Below are 19,741 nucleotides of genomic sequence, written 5' to 3'. Positions count from 1 at the left end.
ATACCATATTAAGCAAGGTGCTGCGATGGAACACTATGACTTTGATAAGAAAACTTCACGCAATGAAACCTATAGCGCTAAATGGAGTGCTCTTCTAGGGGATGATGTTATTCCTCTATCTGTCGCTGATATGGATATTCCGTTGCCTGTAAATATGATTGAGAGATTAAACACTTTCAATCGTAAAGGGATTTATGGTTACACATTATTAAGCCAAGATTGGAACGACACAGTATCCCAATGGTTTTCTAAGCATCACCATTGGGATATTCCTACTGAACATATCGTATTTTGCCCGAGAGTAATTCAAGCGATTTCTATTTACATTCAGTCATTTACGGAGTGTTCTGATACAATTCTAACTCTTTCTCCAGCCTATCATCCGATAAATGATGCAGTAAGATTAAATCATCGGCAGTTGTTAGAAAGCGAGCTTATCTATGAAGATGGCTGCTACCATATTGACTTCGATGATCTAGAAAGTAAGTTTAAGCTAGCAAAATGTTTTATTCTTTTATCTCCACATAATCCAACAGGCATTGTGTGGGAGGAAGAGCAACTAATAAAAATAGCAAAATTAGCTGAAAGATATAATGTATTTATCATCTCGGATGATGTGCATTGTGATTTTATTTTTAACAATAGCCAACACCGCTTTATATCTACGCTCAGTCATTATGTTGAGCAAAATTCATTGATTTGCACCTCTCCGGCTAAGACGTTCAATATGGCTGGCCTTGAAGTGGCAAATATTATTATCGCAAATAATAAAATTCGGGAAGAATTTAAAAATTGCCTTGCTGCTGCTGGCATACATAACCCTGGGTATTTTTCCGTTCCCGCATTTTTAACTGCCTATAAGGAGTGTGACGACTGGATTTTATCACTAAAAACCTATTTAGCAGAGAATAGAAGTTATGCTGCTACCTTGCTACAAAAATATTTTCCTACATGGAAGATAACTCAGAGTAGCGGCACTTATATGCTTTGGGTGAATTATCAGTCTAGCGGTATATCTGAAGAGCAACTAAAGCATTGGTTTATTTCATTGGCCAAAGTTGAAATGAGCTGGGGAAGCGATTTTGGTCATGCTGGTGAAGGTTTTTTCAGAATAAATATCGCAACACAACGAGCAACACTAGTTGCAGCTTTAGAACGCATTGTTAGCACTTTTCCTTATGCACCGCAGGAGTAAAATCTAATGAGCGATACAATAAAACCAAGAGCGCCCACTCTCTTAGAGGCACTGTTGCCTATATTATCGATGGTATTTTTATTAGGCGTAGGATACGCCGCCTTTGATTTACCTCCAGAACCACTGATGGTTTTATCTACGGTGATTGCCGCCTTGCTAGTGAAAAGGCTAGGGCACGATTACAACGCCATTCTGGAGTCAATTTCTCAGAAAATTGCAAAGACGATGCCAGCCCTGCTTATCTTAATTAGCGTGGGGCTACTTATTGGAACATGGATGGCGGGTGGCACAATTCCGCTGATGATTTATTACGGATTAAAACTGATTGATCCTGCAATGTTGTATGTTACCGCCTTGCTTGTTACCTCCGTTGTTTCTGTATGTACAGGGACATCATGGGGCTCTGCGGGCACCGTCGGTGTTGCTTTCATGGGCGTTGCAATTGGCATGGATGCCAATGTAGCCGCGACGGCAGGGGCCGTAGTTGCTGGCGCTTATTTTGGCGATAAGCTATCCCCTCTATCTGGTGATACTAATTTAGCGGCCATGGCAGCGCAGGTAGATTTATATGAGCATATCGGTCATTTGCTCTACACCACGTTACCATCATTAATTCTGTCTGCAGTTGTTTTATTTTTCTATGGAATGAATTCCGATCTCGGTGGAGTTGCCATTCCAGATAAGGTTCTCATTATTACTGATGGCCTCAAGAGTATTTACCATTTTAATTTTTTACTGCTGTTGCCAATTGCTATCGTTTTATATGGCTCAATAACCAAAAAACCAACTATTCCAGTCATGTTGGTTTCAGCGCTTGTCGCGATGCTGAATGCCTCGTTTATTCAAGGATTCTCATTACACGATGTGGTTAAAAGTGCTGTAGATGGTTTCAACATATCTATGCTAGGCGATCGGGAAGTTAATCCTCTACTGAGTAATTTGCTTAATCGTGGCGGAATGAATTCCATGATGAGCACTTTATTAATCTGTTTCTGCGCCTTGTCTTTTGCCGGTACTTTAGCGCTCAGTGGTGCATTAGAAGTTATTGTCCACAACTTGCTAAAGCTTGTGCATTCAACCGGAACGATGATTCTCGCCACTTTAGCGTGTGGTTTAACCATGATTAGTGTTACCTGTAATGGACAGATTTCTATTCTTATTCCAATTGAAATGTTGCGTAACGCGTATATCGAGCGAGGGCTCCATCCGAAAAACCTCAGCCGCACAGTCGAAGATTCCGCAACCATATTTGAGCCGATTCTACCTTGGACCGCCGCAGGTGCTTATATGGCTGGAACTCTTGGTGTTGCTACCCTGAGTTATCTACCGTGGGCAATTTTATGTTGGAGCGGAATCTTTTTTGCCACGCTATGGGGATTCACAGGATTTGGAATTGCCAGGCTGAACAAAGAACAACAAACGCAATTAATGGCCCAAGCTGCCAGTAATCTTAAATAAGGAATATTCCATGTCGTATTTTGATCAACTAGAACGTGTTCGTTTTGAAGGAACTCATAGCACTAATCCTTTAGCTTTCCGCCATTACAATCCAGACGAAATTGTTCTTGGTAAACGCATGGAAGAGCACCTGCGCTTTGCGGCGTGCTACTGGCATACCTTCTGCTGGAATGGTGCGGATATGTTTGGTATCGGCTCATTTGACCGCCCTTGGCAGCAGCCGGGCGAAGCGCTGGAACAGGCGAAGCGCAAAGCCGATGTCGCCTTTGAATTCTTCCACAAGCTGAATGTGCCGTATTACTGTTTCCATGATATCGACGTGTCGCCCGAAGGCGCTTCGCTGAAAGAATACGTCAATAACTTTGCCGTGATGACCGACGTGCTGGCTGAGAAGCAAGAAAGCAGCGGCGTGAAGCTGCTGTGGGGCACGGCGAACTGCTTTACGAATCCGCGCTACGGCGCAGGTGCGGCTACTAACCCAAATCCAGACGTTTTTGCTTGGGCTGCCACTCAGGTTTGCCAAGCGATGCAGGCGACCAAAAAATTGGGTGGCGAAAACTACGTGCTGTGGGGCGGGCGTGAAGGCTATGAAACCCTGCTGAACACTGATTTACGCCAAGAGCGCGAGCAGTTAGGGCGTTTCATGCAGATGGTAGTCGATCACAAACACAAAATTGGTTTCCAAGGCACGTTGCTGATCGAACCAAAACCACAAGAGCCAACCAAGCATCAATATGACTATGATGTTGCGACGGTTTATGGATTCTTAAAACAGTTCGGTTTAGAAAAAGAGATTAAGGTAAATATCGAGGCCAACCACGCCACGCTGGCGGGTCATACGTTCCATCACGAGATCGCCAGCGCGATTGCACTGGGTATTTTTGGATCGGTAGATGCCAACCGAGGCGATGCGCAGCTCGGCTGGGACACCGATCAGTTCCCGAACAGCGTAGAAGAAAATGCGCTGATCATGTTTGAAATCCTCAAAGCAGGCGGTTTCACCACCGGTGGTCTGAACTACGACGCCAAGGTTCGTCGCCAAAGCACGGATAAATATGATTTGTTCTACGGTCATATTGGCGCCATGGATACGATGGCGCTATCGCTGAAAATTGCGGCCAAAATGATTGAAGATGGTGAACTCGATCGTCGCGTTGCGAAACGTTATTCCGGCTGGAACGGCGAATTTGGTCAGCAAATCTTGCAGGGAAAACTCTCTCTGGATGGTATTGCGCAATATGCACAGCAAAACCAGCTCGCGCCGCAGCATCAGAGCGGACATCAAGAGCTGCTGGAAAACGTGGTTAATCGTTATATTTTTGGTTGATACTTTCCCTTGCTAACCTCCCCCTAAATAGGGGGAGGAACCGTTTGAGAACAGGAGCTGCGCCATGTATCTGGGTATTGATTTAGGGACCTCCGGCGTAAAAGCCATTTTGCTCAGCGAAGAGGGCGAGGTGATAGCCAGCCATGGCGAGCCGTTACAGGTCAATCGTCCACATCCATTATGGTCTGAGCAAGATCCCGCATCATGGTGGCGTGCCACGGACGCGGCGGTGCTGGCGCTGGGTCAAAAGCATTCACTGAGCAACGTGCGAGCGGTAGGGCTGACAGGCCAGATGCACGGGGCTACGCTGCTCGACAAACAGCAAAATATTCTGCGACCGGCAATTCTCTGGAACGATGGGCGCAGCGCGCAGGAGTGCCGAGAATTAGAGGCGAGCGTGCCCAATTCTCGCCAGATTACCGGTAATTTAATGATGCCGGGGTTTACCGCGCCGAAGCTGAAATGGGTGGCAAAGCATGAGCCCGGCGTGTTTGCTCAGATAGATAAGGTGCTGTTACCCAAGGACTACCTCCGCTGGAAGATGAGCGGTGTTTTTGCCAGTGATATGTCCGATGCAGCAGGAACGATGTGGCTAGATGTAGGCCTGCGTGATTGGAGTGATGAACTTCTGGCAGCAACGGGGCTTAATCGCAGCCATATGCCTACGTTGTTTGAAGGCTCGCAGATTACGGGCGAATTACTGGCATCCATTGCGCAGCGTTGGCATATGCCGGTTGTGCCCGTGGTGGCGGGCGGTGGCGATAACGCAGCGGGTGCTGTGGGAGTGGGTTTATATCGTTCAGGTCAGGCGATGCTTTCGCTTGGCACATCCGGCGTCTATTTTGCCGTCAGTGATGGTTTCTTAAGCAATCCAGAAAGCGCGGTACACAGTTTCTGCCACGCATTGCCGAATACGTGGCACCTGATGTCAGTGATGCTCAGCGCGGCATCGTGTTTGGATTGGGTCGCGAAACTCACGGGGCTTAGCAGCGTGGCTGAGCTGCTAAAAGAGGTGGAAAGCAGCGCTCCGGCAGAGGCTCCGCTGTGGTTTTTACCTTATCTCTCCGGAGAGCGCACGCCGCATAATAATCCAGAAGCCAAGGGCGCATTTTGGGGGCTGACTCATGAGCACCAGCGCGCCGATTTATGCCGAGCCGTATTAGAAGGCGTGGGCTTTGCGCTGGCGGATGGGATGGATGTTTTGCACGCCACGGGCCTAAAACCGCAGCGCATTACCCTGATCGGCGGCGGCGCACGTAGCGCATATTGGCGGCAGATGCTGGCTGATATCAGTGGTCAAACGCTTGAGTACCGAACCGGTGGCGACGTTGGCCCAGCGTTAGGTGCCGCACGACTCGCCCAAATCGCACTGCATCCGAGTACGCCGCTCGCCGAACTGCTCCCCGAACTTCCGCTGGAACAGGTGCATAAACCTGATGCGGCACGATATGAGAGTTATCAAGAAAGAAGACGTATTTTCAGAGAGTTATATCGGGCGTTGGAGGTGTTTACATTGCCGCCACCGAATAGGCAATGATAAAGCGATCTCACGTTAGCCGGTGATGTTTGGCTAACGACCCCACCCTAACCCTCCCCTTGTCAGGGGAGGGAACCGTTCAGCGATGTTTGTAAGAATCTAGATCGGCTCCTTCCGCTGCGAAGGTGGAGGTTGGGAGGGGCTTGTCGCAATACTGGGTAGCGACCCCACCTAACCCTCCCCTTATCAGGGGAGGGAACCGTTCAGCGATGTTTGTAAGAATCTAGATCGGCTCCTTCCGCTGCGAAGGTGGAGGTTGGGAGGGGCTTGTCGCAATACTGGGTAGCGACCCCACCTAACCCTCCCCTTATCAGGGGAGGGAACCGTTCAGCGATGTTTGTAAGAATCTCGATCGGCTCCTCCCCCTGCGAAGGGGGAGGTTGGGAGGGGGTCTTTAATCCACCTAAGCCAACGTCCCCACAATACTCAAATCACTGTCATCCGGCACTTCATTATACGAAAGCACCTGCAACCCTGCGGCGAATAGGCGTGCGTAGCGTGAAAGGATAGGGCGAAGCTGCGGAGCAACCAGCAAAATAGGGGCGTGCCCTTGCGCCTTCATCTGCTCGTGGATCATCGGCATGGTATTTTGTAACTGCGACAAAATATTTGGATCAACTGGGAAGCTATCTAGCGCCACTTTGCCTGCTTGCTGAGACTGATTCAGGGCACTCAGCAGCAAGTTTTCCAACTCATTATCAATGGTATATACCGCCAGAGAACCTTTATCGCCATTGACGCTATTAATAATGGCGCGGCGTAGCGCGTAGCGCACGTCGGCGGTTAGCAAGATAGGGTCTTTGGTTACTGCGGCGCTTTCTAACAGCGTAGAGGCGATGGTCACAATATCTTTTAACGAAACGTGTTCGGTCAGTAGCTGACGATAAATGCGTAGCAGTTGGCTGAAGTTAAGCGCGCCAGCCAGATCTTCCGCCAGTTTGGGAGCCTGTAAGCCCAAACGCGCATGAAGATGGGTGATATCGTCATAGTTGAACAAATCTGGCAAATAGTGACGCGCCACTTTATTCACGTGCGTCGCGACCACGCTGGCGCAATCCACAACCTGATAGCCTAGGTTTAACGCCTTGGCTTTTTGTTCTGGCACGATCCAGATGATCGCCATGCCGTAGGCCGGATCGGTATCTAATACGCCGTCAATTTCGCCATACAGTTCAGCGCCCGGAATAGCCATTAATTTGTCGGAGTGAACTTCGCCGGTTGCCACCTTTATCCCGTTGATATGAATGGCGTACTGGGCTGGCTTCAGGCGGAAGTTTTCACGAATCCGAATTTCGGGTAGCAATACGCCACAGGTTTCAGATATCACTTGTCGAACACCGCGAATACGCTGAGAAAGCGGGCTGCCTTTGGCTGAATCAACCAGCGTGACCAGCTTATACCCCAAGTTCAAACCGATAGGCTCGATAAGCGGGATGCTATCCCAGCTCACAACCGGCGTATTGTCTTTGGAAATGGCTTCGCTGATAGCCTCCATATCGGTGATCGGCTCGGCTTTTTGCACCTTCTTGCTCTGCTTCCATCCGGCGAACAAGAGCAAACCAGTGAAGCTAAGGAAGGCAATATGCGGCATGCCTGGCACCACGGCCAGAATGAACATCACAAACGCAGCGGTATAGAGAACGGTCGGTTTTGCTAGCAGCTGAGTTTTGATCTCATCGCTAACGTCTTCACCATCGCTCACGCGGGTCACGATAATTGCAGCGGCGGTCGCCAACAGCAGGGATGGGATCTGACCTACCAGACCATCACCAATCGTCAGCAGAACATATTGCTGGAACGCATGGCTGGCATCCAAATCATATTTAAAGATACCAATACAGATACCGCCGATCACGTTGATAATCAGGATCATGATCCCGGCAACGGCGTCACCACGCACAAACTTCGACGCACCGTCCATCGCACCGTAGAAATCGGCCTCGTTGGCCACGTCTTTACGGCGTGCTCTGGCCTGTTCCTGATTGATCAAACCGGCGTTCAGATCGGCGTCGATAGCCATCTGTTTACCCGGCAGGGCGTCTAGCGTAAAGCGAGCCGAAACCTCGGAAATACGTTCAGCACCCTTGGTAACAACCACGAAGTTGATGATCATCAAAATCACGAAGACCACAAAACCCACGACGAAGTTACCGCCAATGACCACCTGACCAAAGGCCTCGATAACCTTACCGGCAGCGCCTACGCCTTCGTGACCGTGAAGTAACACCACGCGGGTGGATGCCACGTTTAGCGTCAGTCGCATCAGCGTGGTGATCAGCAAAATCGTTGGAAAAACGGCGAAGTCGAGTGGACGCTTACTGTTGACCGCAACCAATAGCACCAACACCGCCAGCACGATGTTGAAGGTGAATAGGATATCCAGCACCAGCGGTGACAACGGCAAAATAACCATTGCCAGCACGCACAGCAACAGGATCGGAACGCCGACGTTTCCCTGCCTTAATGTTGTAAAAGCCAGCTTTAACTTACTGTTTGCCATGCGTCTTTAGCACCTCTTTCGGGATCTCGATTTGCGTATTCAAACGGGGTTTAAATTCGGTTTGGCCTGAACGCCAAGATTTAATCTGCATCACATAGGTCAATACGTGAGCGATAGCGCGGAACAGCTGCGCCGGGATCTGTTGATTTACGCGAGTGGTGTGATAAACCGCACGCGCTAGCGGCGGGAACTCCACCACTTCAATGTTATTGGTCATCGCCACTTCACGGATATAAAGCGCAATATCATCCACGCCTTTAGCGACAATAAAGGGCGCTTGGGCTTTATCGGGGTCATATTTCAACGCCACCGCATAGTGCGTTGGGTTAGTCAGGATCACGTCGGCGGTGGGCACGGTTTGGTTAATCTGCCCCATGGCCATCTGACGTTGTAGCTGGCGAATACGGCCTTTAATTTGCGGATTACCGTCGTTATTTTTGTACTCTTCTTTCACTTCCTGCTTGGTCATGCGCATCTTTTTGGTGAACATGAATTTGCTCAGCGGCACGTCAATAAAGGCAAATAGGACGATAATGGCCACGAAATAGCTGAGAACGTGATGCAAAATGTCGAAGCCAGCCATAATGGCCTGACGCAGATACATGGTTTGCAGCTGTAACAGCGGTGTCAGAGAGTCATGCACCATCATGTAGAGCGTGATGAGCAATACGCCGCACTTCGCCAGCATCTTGCCCACGTCCACGTAGTGGCTGGCGGAGAACATGCGTTTTACGCCGCTGATCGGATTAATTTTTTTAAAATCAGGGATTAATTTATTTGGCGTAAAAATCCAGCCACCCGGCACCAAGCTGGCCACAATGCAGGCGATCGGAATGGGGATCAGCGTGGCGATAAACTTCAATAAGATAAAAACGTTACGCAGTAAAAACTGCTCAATCACGCCATCATCATCCAGCTTGTTTCCCATGATGCTCACCGACATAAAGGACTCGCTGATCAGGTGTTTATAAAAAGGGAAAAAAACCGTCATGGTGATAAACGAGGCCAGTAAACCGGTCGCCATCGTCATATCTTTGGAGCGTGGAATATCCCCTTTGCCGCGGGCTTTTCTCAGTTTGCCCGAGGTGGGTTTTTCGCTCTTTTCACCTGAACTGGCAGACATCAGTTCACCCTCATATTGTCGAGGCGTGCCAAAATCTCGTTGGTTAAATTGAGATAATGGTCGGGGACGTTAGCGATAATCAGCGTCATACACAGCAGGCCAAACAGCATGCTGATAGGAAAGCCGAGAGAAAACAGATTCAGCGTAGGCGATACGCGGTTAAGCAGACCAAATCCGCCCTGCACAATCAGCATCACGAAGGTGGTCGGTAAGGCAATCAGCGTGGCTGACGACATAATCCAGCCCAAGCTCAGCGCCAGCGTGCGCAGTGAAAACTCATTGATGGCTTGCCCGATAGGCCAATAGACAAAGCCTTTGTACAGGATGGTCATAAACAGCAGGTGCCCATCCATGGTGAAAAATAGCAGGGCGCAAAATACAAAAATAATCTGTGAAATCACGGTAGTGGACGAGCCGCTGCTGGGATCGTTCATCATCGCCATACCGAGTCCCATATTCATTGAAAGAATATGCCCCGCGGTTTGCAGCGCAACAAACACCAGTTGTAGCGTCGCTCCAAACAGAAAACCCCACAGAATTTGTTCGCCTATCAAAATCACGCTGCGCATCGATATCAGCTCAGTGAGCACCACGTTATTGTGCAGCATGGGGGTTATCAGGATAGAAAGCCCCAGCGCGGTGCCAATTTTGATACGGCGTGAAAATGACTTCTGATCGAAAATCGGGCAGAAATGCAGAAAAGATAAAATACGCACGAAAGGCAGCCAAAGCGCCAACAGCGGCGTAATTAACGTCTGAATATCAATGCCCATAGCGATTTATCCAACCAGTACCGCAGCTTGGTGGAAAATATCGATAGTGAAATCGGACAACTGAGTCAGCATCCATTTTCCACCAAAGATCAGCACCAGTAGCGTCATAACCAGACGGGGTAAAAAGCTCAGAGTTTGCTCGTTAATCTGAGTGGTGGCCTGAAAAATACTCACGCACAGGCCAATCAACAGGCTGGGAATAATCGCCACTACAGAGATCATCAGCACGAGGCGAATACCGCTGGCCATGATGTCGCCAGCAACGTCCATCGTCATCATGGCTATAATCCCTGCACGCTAGAGGTTAGGGTACCGACGATAAGCGTCCACCCGTCACACAGTACAAACAGCATCAGCTTGAACGGCAGTGAGACGATCAGCGGCGATAGCATCATCATACCCATCGCCATCAGAATGCTGGCGACGATCAGGTCAATGACCAAAAATGGAATGTAGATCATAAAGCCAATCTGAAACGCGGTCTTAAGCTCGCTCAGAATATAGGCGGGCGTCACCACGGTCAGATCCTGCTCTTCGGCCGCTCCGGTCACCTGTGCAATGCCCATCATCTGCGCCATCGCTTTTTGGCTGGTTTGCGCCAGCATGTATTTTTTCAGCGGCGCTTCAGCCTTCACCAATGCTTCTTTCATGGTGATCTGATCGCTTTGATAGGGCACCACGGCATCGTTATAGACCGTGGTCCAAACTGGACGCATAACCAATAGCGTTAAGGCCAGCGCGATGCCGGTCAGGATTTTATTGGGTGGACTTTGCTGTAGACCTAACGCCTGACGCAAAATGGCCAGCACGATAATAAAGCGGGTGAAGCAGGTCATCATCAGCACCATGATTGGCAGCAGGCCAAGCAAGGTCATCAGGATCAGGATTTCAATTTTGACGTTGTAATCCTGACCGCCGCCGTTATCTGCGGTGCTAAATAGCGTCACGTCTCCGTTTGCGGCAAGCAGCAGCGGAGAGAAAAGCAATCCGATGGTAAGCAGTAGCGTTAAGCCACCGGAGCGGATCAGGCGATTCATCGTGCCAGCTCGCCTAAGTCTTTGCTGTTGAACTCGATAATGCGCAGGCCGTATTTATCATTAAGTACCACGACTTCTGCCTTACCGAACAAAATGCCGTTCACTTTAATATCCAGCGGTTCGCCTGCGAGCTTGTCGAGTTCGATAACGGAATCGTTGTTAACCGTCATCAGCTCAGCCAAAGAAATCTCTACGGAGGCAACCTCTAAGGTCAACGTGACAGGTATGCGGCTAAAGAGCGACATTTTGCGCATCTTATCTAGCGGGCTTTCGGCGTTGCTATCCTGTTGCAAATCGTAGCGAGGAGCGCTGTCGCGATTCTGGCTTTCTGTCGTATCAGTCTGAGGGGCTTCAGACAGATTGAAATCGTCGAAGTTAAGATCCTGCGCCAGGTCGGTTTGTTGATCACTCATAGTTCATCTCGGTGGTTTTATCGTTGAATTCAGACAAGAACAATTTGCCGCGGTCTTCTGCTACCACGGCGCTAAACATCTGCTCTTTACCGATAAAGATAGGAAGCTGCTCATTCAACGAAATAGGAATGACATCGCCAGCTTCAATATTTAATAATTGGGAAACCGTTAGATTTAAACTCGCCAGTCGGCCATTCAGTTTCAACGGTAAACCATAAAACATGCGTTCAATTTGAGCAGGGGTAATATTTTCACGCGGCTGAGTTTCTTCGATTGGCCCACGCATATTAGATAGCATTTTATCCACGTGATGGTTATCTAATAGAATAGAGAACCCCCCTTTCTCGTAGCCTTCTAACCAAAACGTCACGCAATAAGACCACTGGCTAATTACCGTTGAGTAATCATTTTTTATTTCTAATGATTCACCAAACGTTTCCTGATTGATAATTAATTGCGTTAATTCTTGCGCCAGTTTTGTTTTTAGTCGTTCTTCTGTTTTTGTTGTAGGTTGTTCTAAATCAGGAGATAGACGCGTGTTGTCTTTGCTTAGGCCATAATAATCGTGAAGAATATCGAGCAATAAAATACGGTCGATATCAAATGCAATATTTCCATAAGGCGTAGAAAAAATTTGCGCGTTCTTGTAATTACAGTCCATTTTAAATGTCATTTTATTTAACGCGACATTAACACGGTATTTCTTCAAGAAATAAATACTCAGCTTGGCATCTAGGATGTCAAAGCAGTCATTCATAATCTTAGGCAGTTTATGATAAGGACGTCCAAGCTTATTCACTTCCAGCTTAACCAAGTCAGGATGCTGGTTTTTGTTGTGTATTCTGATTCTGTTTGCTGAAGGCTGCATTTTTATTCCAAGTGTGACTTTCTTCTGGCAGCTTAAGCTTCTTCAGTCATACCCTGAGTCGTGAAATATCTTGGGTACATCAAGGTTCGAATAGTGCTTGCCAAAAAATGTGTAAAAAAATTCATTTGTTACTTAAGTTATGATTTCAGTGAGTCGTACTATTTATTTGAGAGCTACAACTCTAAACCGATAACGCTCGACAATCTTCACAACACATCCTTTTTCACGGGAATAGGATTAAACCTGCATTCCACTTTCTATACAAGGGGTGTTGGCTTATTAATCTATTATTTATATTAGATTAATACCCATTAATAACTTTTTATCTTATTGATTATAAAGTCTTTATTTTTTAATACTCATTAAAAACAAGACAATGATTAAGGTATCTATATACTCCGTTTTATTGAATCGTCACCTAAGTAAACTAATAACTATGTTTATTATCTATGAGGCGATAAAACTAGATTGTAAATATGTTTTATAATTGTTAAGTAGAATGAATTACCGGTAACAAAGAGAGGTTTTAATATTTTCTCTCTTTTAATGTGTCATTGCTTGTATAGAGAAAAATACTCTGTCGTTATCACCTTTGCAGCACACATTAATACGGTATGAAGATACCTACATATTATATGTAGGCCACTCTCGGTTTATAGAGGCTGCAATACACCATGAATATTATCGTCGATCACCAATCTCACAATGAGAACGGATTTATTGCTAATGCGCCATCCAGTGTTAGCGTATTTTCATTAGCCCGTCGCGTGGCCAACTTTAATGTTTCCGTACTCATTACGGGTGAGACCGGTACGGGTAAAGAGTGTGTGGCTAAGTACATTCATCATCATGCCCTTGGTGAAAATGCACCTTATATCGGCGTAAATTGCGCAGCGATTCCAGAAAGTATGCTGGAAGCTATTTTATTCGGTTATGAGAAGGGTGCTTTTACCGGTGCAGTGACCAGCGTTCCAGGTAAATTCGAACAGGCTAACGGCGGAACTTTATTGCTTGATGAAATTGGAGATATGCCACTTTCGTTACAGGCTAAATTATTACGTGTATTACAAGAGCAGGAAGTTGAGCGTTTAGGTAGCCATAAACGTATCCCTCTTGATATTCGTTTAATTGCATCAACCAATAAAGATTTGCAAGCTGAGATTGCTGAAGGGCGTTTTCGTCAGGATCTGTTCTATCGTTTATCCGTGGTGCCTATCCATATTTCACCGCTGCGTGAGCGCACCCAAGATATTATTCCTTTGGCGCTACGCTTTATTCAAAAATATCAGGCTTTCCATGCGGGTAAAACTCAGCTGACTGATGAAGCACGTCAGGCATTGTTGCAATACAACTGGCCAGGCAACGTACGTGAATTAGAAAACGTTATTCAGCGCGGACTGATTCTGAGTAATAACGGCGTGATTAAAGGCAGCGATTTTGGCCTAGCCGCCACACCCATTCCAGCCGCACCGGGAATGCCGATGTTGCCTGCCTATGATGAAAACGCGCCTGTTTCGGCAAGCGGTGCCGTTCCTGCTATGCGTAACGTGAAGCTGCACGGCCGTATGGCGGAATTCCAGTACATCGTCGATCTGCTGAAACGCCATAAAGGTAACAAATCTAAAACAGCCGAATTTTTAGGTATTACGCCGCGTGCGCTGCGTTACCGACTCGCCTCAATGCGTGATGAAGGCATTGATGTGGAATGTTATTCGTAATTGCGAAGCTGGGGTGAGCTGGCCTTGTCATTCATCCCCACCCTAACCCTCCCCTTCGCAGGGGAGGGAACCGTTCACGTAGGTTGCGAAAACCCTGATCGGCTCCTCCCCCTGAGAAGGGGGAGGTTGGGAGGGTGTTGGCAAGGTGTCGCTCACCCCATAAAGGAAATAAGTGATGGATAAGATTGAAGGTTTAGGTATGCCAGCGTCGCAAATGCAAATGATGCAGCGCATGCAGCAAACCGCGGCGGCAGCGTCGGCGGGCATTGCGCCAAACATGGCTATTGCACCAGCGAATACCTCGTTGTTCTCTTCCGCGCCGCAGTCTGTTTCTTTTGGTCAGGTGATGAATAACGCCATCAACCATGTCGATCAAATGCAGCATGTTGCCAGCGCGAAACAAACGGCGATTGATACCGGCCAAAGTGATGATTTAACCGGCGCAATGCTGGAAAGCCAGAAAGCCAGCGTGGCCTTTTCTGCCATGGTGCAGGTGCGCAATAAGCTCACCACGGCGCTGGACGAAGTTATGAATATCGCCCTCTAAAGGTTAGTCAGTGTTAAACAAAATCAAAGCAAAAATCCCCGCGTTGCCGCAGGGTATCAATAAAAATATGGTGATGATTGGCGCCGCAGCCGTTGTGCTGACCGGCGCTATTGTCATTTCTTTATGGCGCAGCAATCAGGGCTATGTCGCGCTATTTGGCTCTCAGGAAAACATTCCGGTTTCACAGGTGGTTGAAGTTCTGGGGGCAGAGAATATTGCTTACCGTATCAATCCTGATAACGGCCAACTTCTGATTGATGAAAGCAGTCTGCCAAAAGCCCGTATGGCGTTGGCAGCGAAAGGTATTTCGGCGGTAATGCCAAGCGGCTACGAGCTGATGGATAAAGAGGAGATGCTGGGCAGCAGCCAGTTTATCCAGAACGTTCGCTACAAACGCAGCCTCGAAGGTGAGTTGGCGCAAAGCATCATGGGGTTAGATCCGGTTGAGCATGCGCGCGTGCATCTCGGCCTGATGGAATCCAGTTCGTTTGTGATGAGCAATAAACCCGACAGCAGCGCTTCCGTGGTGGTGCGTTTACGCTATGGCAAAGAGCTGAACGATCAGCAGGTTGGGGCGATTGTGCAGTTGGTTGCCGGTAGCATTCCCGGCATGAAAGTCGCTAACGTGCGCGTTGTCGATCAGAACGGCGCTTTGCTGTCTGAAGGCTTCCAAGCGGGTAATTCCAACATTGCCGGTATCCGTCAGGGCAACGACGTGATCAACCGTCTAAAAGCCGACACCGAAAAGAATATTGCGAACCTGCTGAGCTCCGTGGTGGGGACTTCCAACTACCGTATCAGCGTCGTGCCACAGGTTGATATGAGCAGCGTTGAAGAAACGCAGGAACGTCTGGGCGGCGATCCGCGCATCAGCAATGAAAGCGTGAATCAGGAAAACACCACCAACGAATTAGCGATGGGCGTTCCGGGTTCCTTGAGTAACCGTCCGGCTCCGCCAGCGCCTGCGGCAGGCGCTGCTCCTGCCGATGCGAACAACCAACAGGCACTCTCCACGCGCAATCAGGCTCAGCGTAATTACGCCTACGATCGCGACGTGCGTCATATCCGTCATCCGGGATACAAGCTGGAAAAAATGACGGTCGCTATTGTGTTGAATAAAGCGGCTCCGGCGTTAGCCGAATGGACGCCAACTCAGGTTACCGGCCTCACTAAATTAATTGAAGATGCGGCCGGCATCAGCCGCGATCGCGGCGACTCGCTCACGCTCGACATGATGGCATTTACGGCTCCGGCTGATATCGATATGCCGATGATGACGTGGTGGCAAGATCCCGCTATTCAGCGCTGGGGTGAGATGGGCGGAATTGGCTTCTTGGCTCTGCTCGCCGTGCTGTTTGGTGTGCGTCCGGTTGCGCGTCGATTCAGTCAGGTACGTGATCCTGTGACCGTCGATGCCATCGCCGATGAAATGCCAGATAACAAGCTACTTGAAAAAGATATGGTGACGACGGATGAGGGGCTCACCCAAGGGCTCCCGAATGCCATCGCCTTCCAAGAAGACAACAATCTGCCGCCGCAAAGCTCCGGTCTGGAGACCAAGGTGGAATATATGCAAATGCTGGCTCAACGTGAAACCGAGCGAGTGGCTGAAGTATTGAAACAATGGATTAACAGCAATGAGCGTGATGGCACAAAACAATAGTAGTCGAATCGGTTCGAACGCCAACAGCGAACGTAGCCGCATAGAACAAGCCGCTATTTTGATGCTGAGCATTGGCGAAGCAGCGGCGGCGACCGTGATGCAAAAACTCAGCCGTGAGGAAGTGATTCGCATCAGCGAAACCATGGCGCGTATGCACGGCGTTAAGGTGGCGCACGCTCGTCAGGCGATTAATAACTTCTTCCAAGATTATCAGGAACAAAGCGGCATTAACGGTGCTTCGCGAACTTACCTGCAAGGGATCTTGGAAAAATCACTCGGCGGTGAAATCGCCCGCAGCGTGATCAACGGTATTTATGGCGATGAAATTCGCTATCGCATGGCGCGTTTGCAGTGGGTGGATATTCCCCAGTTGGCCGCGCTGATTGAGCAAGAGCACTTGCAGTTACAGGCCGTGTTCTTGGCTTTCCTGCCGCCGGAAGTGGCGGCTGGCATCCTGACTTACCTGCCTGAAGAGCGTCAGGACGAAGTGGTTTACCGCATCGCTAAGCTGGATGACGTGAACCGCGACGTCATTGATGAACTGGATCGACTGATTGAACGCGGCGTTGCCGTGCTGTCAGAACACGGTTCGAAGGTCACCGGTATTAAGCATGCGGCAAACATCGTGAACCGTATTCCTTCTAATCAGCAAATTTTGTTAGACCAATTGCGTGAGCGTGACGAAGAAGTCGTGGATGAGCTGAAAGATGAAATGTACGAATTCTTCATTCTTAGCCGTCAAAACACCGCCACGTTGCAGCGTCTGATGGATGAAATTCCGATTGAAGATTGGGCGGTAGCACTGAAAGGCACCGAAACCGTTTTACGCCAGTCCATTTTCAACGTAATGCCAAAACGTCAGGTTCAACTGCTGCAAAGCACCACGGCCCGTTTAGGCCCAGTGCCGGTTAGCCGTATTGAACAGGTTCGTAAAGAGATCATGAGCTCTGTGCGCTCGCTGGCTGAAGATGGCGAAATTCAGGTACAGCTCTTCGCTGAGCAAACGGTGGAATAACGGTCATGCATAAAGAAAACCAAAAATCAGTTTTTGCACCGCTCAATAGCCGCCGTTCCGCTGCGCGTCAAAGCGCCGTTCCGCGCCAACATAAGTTTCCGCCTTTGCGGAAAAGTTGGCAGAAAACCAATGGTTTAGCGGGTGAAAGCGGCGACGTAATGCAGGCGCTCGATCCAGCAGAATATCAAAAGCAGCTGATGGATGGTTTTCAGGACGGATTGAACCGTGGTTTTGCTCAGGGTCTGGAAGAAGGCAAAGAGGAAGGCTATCAGGAAGGCGCGAATGCGGGTTTTGAAGAGGGAATGCGCAAAGGTTTTGCCGAAGGAAAACTGGCTGGAAAACAGCAATTTATCGATGCCGCTGAGCCGCTTGATTCTCTCACCGCTCAGCTACAGCGTTATCTTGATGGCTATGAACTTCGCCGTCGTGAAGAGCTATTACAGCTGGTAGAAAAAGTGACACGTCAGGTGATCCGCTGCGAGCTGACGTTACAGCCAACCCAGCTATTAACGCTGGTGGAAGAAGCGCTCAGCAGCCTGCCGCAGATCCCCGATCAGCTCAAGGTGTATCTCAACCCAGAAGAATTCCGCCGCATTAGCGAAGCCGAGCCTGATAAGGCGCGCGAGTGGGGACTGTGTGCGGATGCGGATATGGCACCGGGTGAGTGTCGGGTAGTGACAGACACCTCCGAAATGGATGTTGGCTGCCAGCATCGCCTCGATCAGTGCATGGACGTGCTGCAAAGCAGTTTATTGCCTGATACCGCTGATGAGCTAGTTGCATGATAAATACCGACTTTGAGCAGGCGCTAAAATCCATTGAAAACATCAATCTGGCACGCGTGGCCGGTCGTTTGGTGCGAGTAAACGGCATTCTGCTGGAGTGTGTTGGCTGCCGCTTAGCGGTGGGGCAACTTTGCCGCGTAGAAAGCACCGAACATGAGTTGATGGATGCGCAGGTGGTCGGTTTTGACCGCGATGTCACTTACCTGATGCCGTTCAAACACCCCGTCGGTTTAATTGCGGGCGCGCGCGTATTTCCGGCTGAAAAAGATGAAGGCGTATTGATTGGCGATCAGTGGCTAGGCCGCGTGGTGAATGGATTAGGTGAACCGCTGGATGCCAAGGGCAAACTTGGTGGCGATACCTTATTGCCTCAGCAAATTGCGCAAATTCACCCGCTGACGCGACGTCCGGTTGAAGAGCCATTAGACGTTGGCGTGCGCGCTATCAATGGTTTGCTCACCATCGGCAAAGGGCAACGTGTCGGTCTGATGGCCGGCAGCGGCGTGGGTAAAAGCGTGCTGCTGGGCATGATCACCCGTTATACCCAAGCAGAAGTGGTGGTGGTTGGGTTAATCGGCGAACGTGGCCGCGAAGTGAAAGAGTTTATTGATAATTCGCTGGGCGCTGAAGGCATGGCGAAATCCGTGATCGTTGCGGCGCCGGCGGATGAATCGCCGCTGATGCGTATCAAAGCTACCGAACTTTGCCACTCTATTGCCAGTTACTACCGCGACAAAGGCAAAGACGTACTCTTGCTGGTGGATTCACTCACCCGTTATGCGATGGCGCAGCGTGAAATTGCGCTGTCATTGGGCGAGCCTCCGGCAACCAAAGGCTATCCGCCTTCGGCGTTTGGCATCATTCCTAAACTGGTGGAAACCGCAGGCAACAGCACCGGTGCGGGCACCATGACGGCAATATATACGGTTCTAGCCGAAGGCGATGACCAGCAGGATCCGATCGTGGACTGCGCGCGAGCGGTGCTGGACGGGCATATCGTTTTGTCTCGTCATTTAGCAGAAGCAGGGCACTATCCGGCTATCGATATTGGTCAGTCGATCAGCCGCTGTATGAGTCAGGTGACGCAGCGCGATCACCAGCGAGCGGCTCGCACCCTCAAACAGCTGTATGCCGAATACATGAGCATCAAACCGTTGATCCCCCTTGGTGGCTACGTGGCGGGAGCCGATCCCATGGCCGATCGCGCGGTAAAACTCTCCCCGGCAATCCACAATTTCTTGCAGCAGGAAGTCTCAGACGCCGCGCTGCTTAACGGCACCATCAGCGATCTTTGCCTTCTGGCACAGGCTTAACCCGATAGGTATCCCTATGAGCAAGATGATTTCAACGCTGGAACAGCTGCGCCAACTGCGTAACCGTGCGGTACAGGACATCAGCGGGAAGCTCTCTTCGCAGAAGCAGCTTTGCCAGCGCTATGAACGCAATATTGCCGCACTTACCGAGCTTTCGGCCGGAGTGCCGCAGCTACAGGGGAGTTCGGCACTGCTGATGAATAATCAGTCTGGCTATAAGAAAAACATTCAACGCGTGATCGAATGGCAGAGACAGGAACAGGCACTGGCGGATATTCAGGCTAAGCAGCTACAGGCAGATTTAGTCCATGAAGCGCGCCGTGAGAAAAGCGTGGAGTTGGTACTCGAACAGCGCCGTGATTTCGTGGCGCGTGAACGTGAGCGACAGGCGCAAAAAGTGACTGATGCGATCTCGACCCAGTGCTGGCTGCGCCGTCAGGCCGCGACGCGTTAATCAGATACGGTACAT

General features: G+C 49.4%; 18 protein-coding genes. 11 read left to right on the top strand and 7 right to left on the bottom strand.

The annotated features are described in order from the left end of the window. Positions 1-25: 25 nt before the first annotated feature. The 4 genes from CPY98_RS20955 to xylB all read left to right on the top strand — a co-directional run bounded on the left by CPY98_RS20955 (position 26) and on the right by xylB (position 5,517). Positions 26-1,195, top strand: coding sequence for a MalY/PatB family protein (locus CPY98_RS20955; protein WP_197704304.1), 1,170 nt, complete (start codon positions 26-28; stop codon positions 1,193-1,195). A 6-nt stretch (positions 1,196-1,201) separates the two neighbouring features. Next, the gene (nhaC, locus tag CPY98_RS20950; protein WP_046449626.1) at positions 1,202-2,653 is read left to right on the top strand and encodes a Na+/H+ antiporter NhaC; all 1,452 of its coding nucleotides are present in this window, start codon (positions 1,202-1,204) and stop codon (positions 2,651-2,653) included. A gap of 10 nt (positions 2,654-2,663) precedes the next feature. Continuing rightward, on the top strand, positions 2,664-3,980 hold the full coding sequence (gene xylA, locus CPY98_RS20360) for a xylose isomerase (RefSeq protein WP_046449627.1): 1,317 nt from the start codon (positions 2,664-2,666) through the stop codon (positions 3,978-3,980). Between the two features lie 64 nt (positions 3,981-4,044). Next, positions 4,045-5,517 carry a xylulokinase gene (xylB, locus tag CPY98_RS20355; protein WP_096388677.1) on the top strand — a complete coding sequence of 491 codons (1,473 nt, stop codon included), beginning with the start codon at positions 4,045-4,047 and terminating at the stop codon, positions 5,515-5,517. Positions 5,518-5,920: 403 nt separating this feature from the next. On the opposite strand, the gene flhA is transcribed toward xylB, so the two are convergent. Genes flhA through CPY98_RS20320 form a run of 7 tightly spaced genes read right to left on the bottom strand, consistent with a single transcriptional unit; the run spans position 5,921 to position 12,177 of the window. Further along, positions 5,921-8,017, bottom strand: coding sequence for a flagellar biosynthesis protein FlhA (gene flhA / locus CPY98_RS20350; RefSeq protein WP_096388676.1), 2,097 nt, complete (start codon positions 8,015-8,017; stop codon positions 5,921-5,923). Next, the gene (gene flhB / locus CPY98_RS20345; protein WP_025799707.1) at positions 8,004-9,140 is read right to left on the bottom strand and encodes a flagellar biosynthesis protein FlhB; all 1,137 of its coding nucleotides are present in this window, start codon (positions 9,138-9,140) and stop codon (positions 8,004-8,006) included. The genes flhA and flhB overlap by 14 nt, the downstream gene beginning before the upstream one ends. Beyond that, positions 9,140-9,913, bottom strand: a complete 774-nt coding sequence (gene fliR / locus CPY98_RS20340; protein WP_096388675.1) for a flagellar biosynthetic protein FliR — start codon at positions 9,911-9,913, stop codon at positions 9,140-9,142. Before fliR ends, flhB begins: the two co-directional genes overlap by 1 nt. 6 nt (positions 9,914-9,919) lie before the next feature. Beyond that, the gene (gene fliQ / locus CPY98_RS20335; protein WP_025799703.1) at positions 9,920-10,192 is read right to left on the bottom strand and encodes a flagellar biosynthesis protein FliQ; all 273 of its coding nucleotides are present in this window, start codon (positions 10,190-10,192) and stop codon (positions 9,920-9,922) included. A 2-nt stretch (positions 10,193-10,194) separates the two neighbouring features. Then, positions 10,195-10,950 carry a flagellar type III secretion system pore protein FliP gene (fliP, locus tag CPY98_RS20330; RefSeq protein WP_025799701.1) on the bottom strand — a complete coding sequence of 252 codons (756 nt, stop codon included), beginning with the start codon at positions 10,948-10,950 and terminating at the stop codon, positions 10,195-10,197. Next, complete coding sequence (fliN, locus tag CPY98_RS20325; RefSeq protein ID WP_025799699.1) at positions 10,947-11,363, bottom strand: flagellar motor switch protein FliN; 417 nt, start codon at positions 11,361-11,363, stop codon at positions 10,947-10,949. Before fliN ends, fliP begins: the two co-directional genes overlap by 4 nt. Further along, positions 11,356-12,177 carry a FliM/FliN family flagellar motor switch protein gene (locus CPY98_RS20320; RefSeq protein ID WP_226930032.1) on the bottom strand — a complete coding sequence of 274 codons (822 nt, stop codon included), beginning with the start codon at positions 12,175-12,177 and terminating at the stop codon, positions 11,356-11,358. Before CPY98_RS20320 ends, fliN begins: the two co-directional genes overlap by 8 nt. 728 nt (positions 12,178-12,905) lie before the next feature. On the opposite strand from CPY98_RS20320, the gene CPY98_RS20315 reads away from it, so the two are divergent. The 7 genes from CPY98_RS20315 (at position 12,906) to fliJ (ending at position 19,726) form a co-directional block, all read left to right on the top strand. Next, entirely contained in the window at positions 12,906-13,949 is a 1,044-nt protein-coding gene (locus CPY98_RS20315) for a sigma-54-dependent Fis family transcriptional regulator (protein WP_096388674.1), read from the top strand. A 175-nt stretch (positions 13,950-14,124) separates the two neighbouring features. Then, positions 14,125-14,496: a flagellar hook-basal body complex protein FliE gene (locus CPY98_RS20310; RefSeq protein ID WP_025799693.1), complete on the top strand. Its 372-nt coding sequence runs from the start codon at positions 14,125-14,127 to the stop codon at positions 14,494-14,496. A 10-nt stretch (positions 14,497-14,506) separates the two neighbouring features. Next, positions 14,507-16,159, top strand: coding sequence for a flagellar basal-body MS-ring/collar protein FliF (gene fliF, locus CPY98_RS20305; protein ID WP_096388673.1), 1,653 nt, complete (start codon positions 14,507-14,509; stop codon positions 16,157-16,159). Then, the gene (locus CPY98_RS20300) at positions 16,134-17,174 is read left to right on the top strand and encodes a flagellar motor switch protein FliG (RefSeq protein ID WP_025799690.1); all 1,041 of its coding nucleotides are present in this window, start codon (positions 16,134-16,136) and stop codon (positions 17,172-17,174) included. The genes fliF and CPY98_RS20300 overlap by 26 nt, the downstream gene beginning before the upstream one ends. A 5-nt stretch (positions 17,175-17,179) precedes the next feature. Further along, complete coding sequence (gene fliH / locus CPY98_RS20295; protein WP_096388672.1) at positions 17,180-17,959, top strand: flagellar assembly protein FliH; 780 nt, start codon at positions 17,180-17,182, stop codon at positions 17,957-17,959. Then, on the top strand, positions 17,956-19,272 hold the full coding sequence (gene fliI, locus CPY98_RS20290) for a flagellar protein export ATPase FliI (protein ID WP_096388671.1): 1,317 nt from the start codon (positions 17,956-17,958) through the stop codon (positions 19,270-19,272). The genes fliH and fliI overlap by 4 nt, the downstream gene beginning before the upstream one ends. 16 nt (positions 19,273-19,288) lie before the next feature. Next, entirely contained in the window at positions 19,289-19,726 is a 438-nt protein-coding gene (gene fliJ, locus CPY98_RS20285; protein ID WP_025799682.1) for a flagellar export protein FliJ, read from the top strand. The last annotated feature ends 15 nt before the right edge of the window (positions 19,727-19,741 follow it).

This window comes from Hafnia sp. CBA7124, from assembly GCF_002355555.1.
Taxonomy (GTDB): Bacteria; Pseudomonadota; Gammaproteobacteria; order Enterobacterales; family Enterobacteriaceae; genus Hafnia; species Hafnia alvei.
This window is presented reverse-complemented; position numbering and strand designations above follow the sequence as displayed.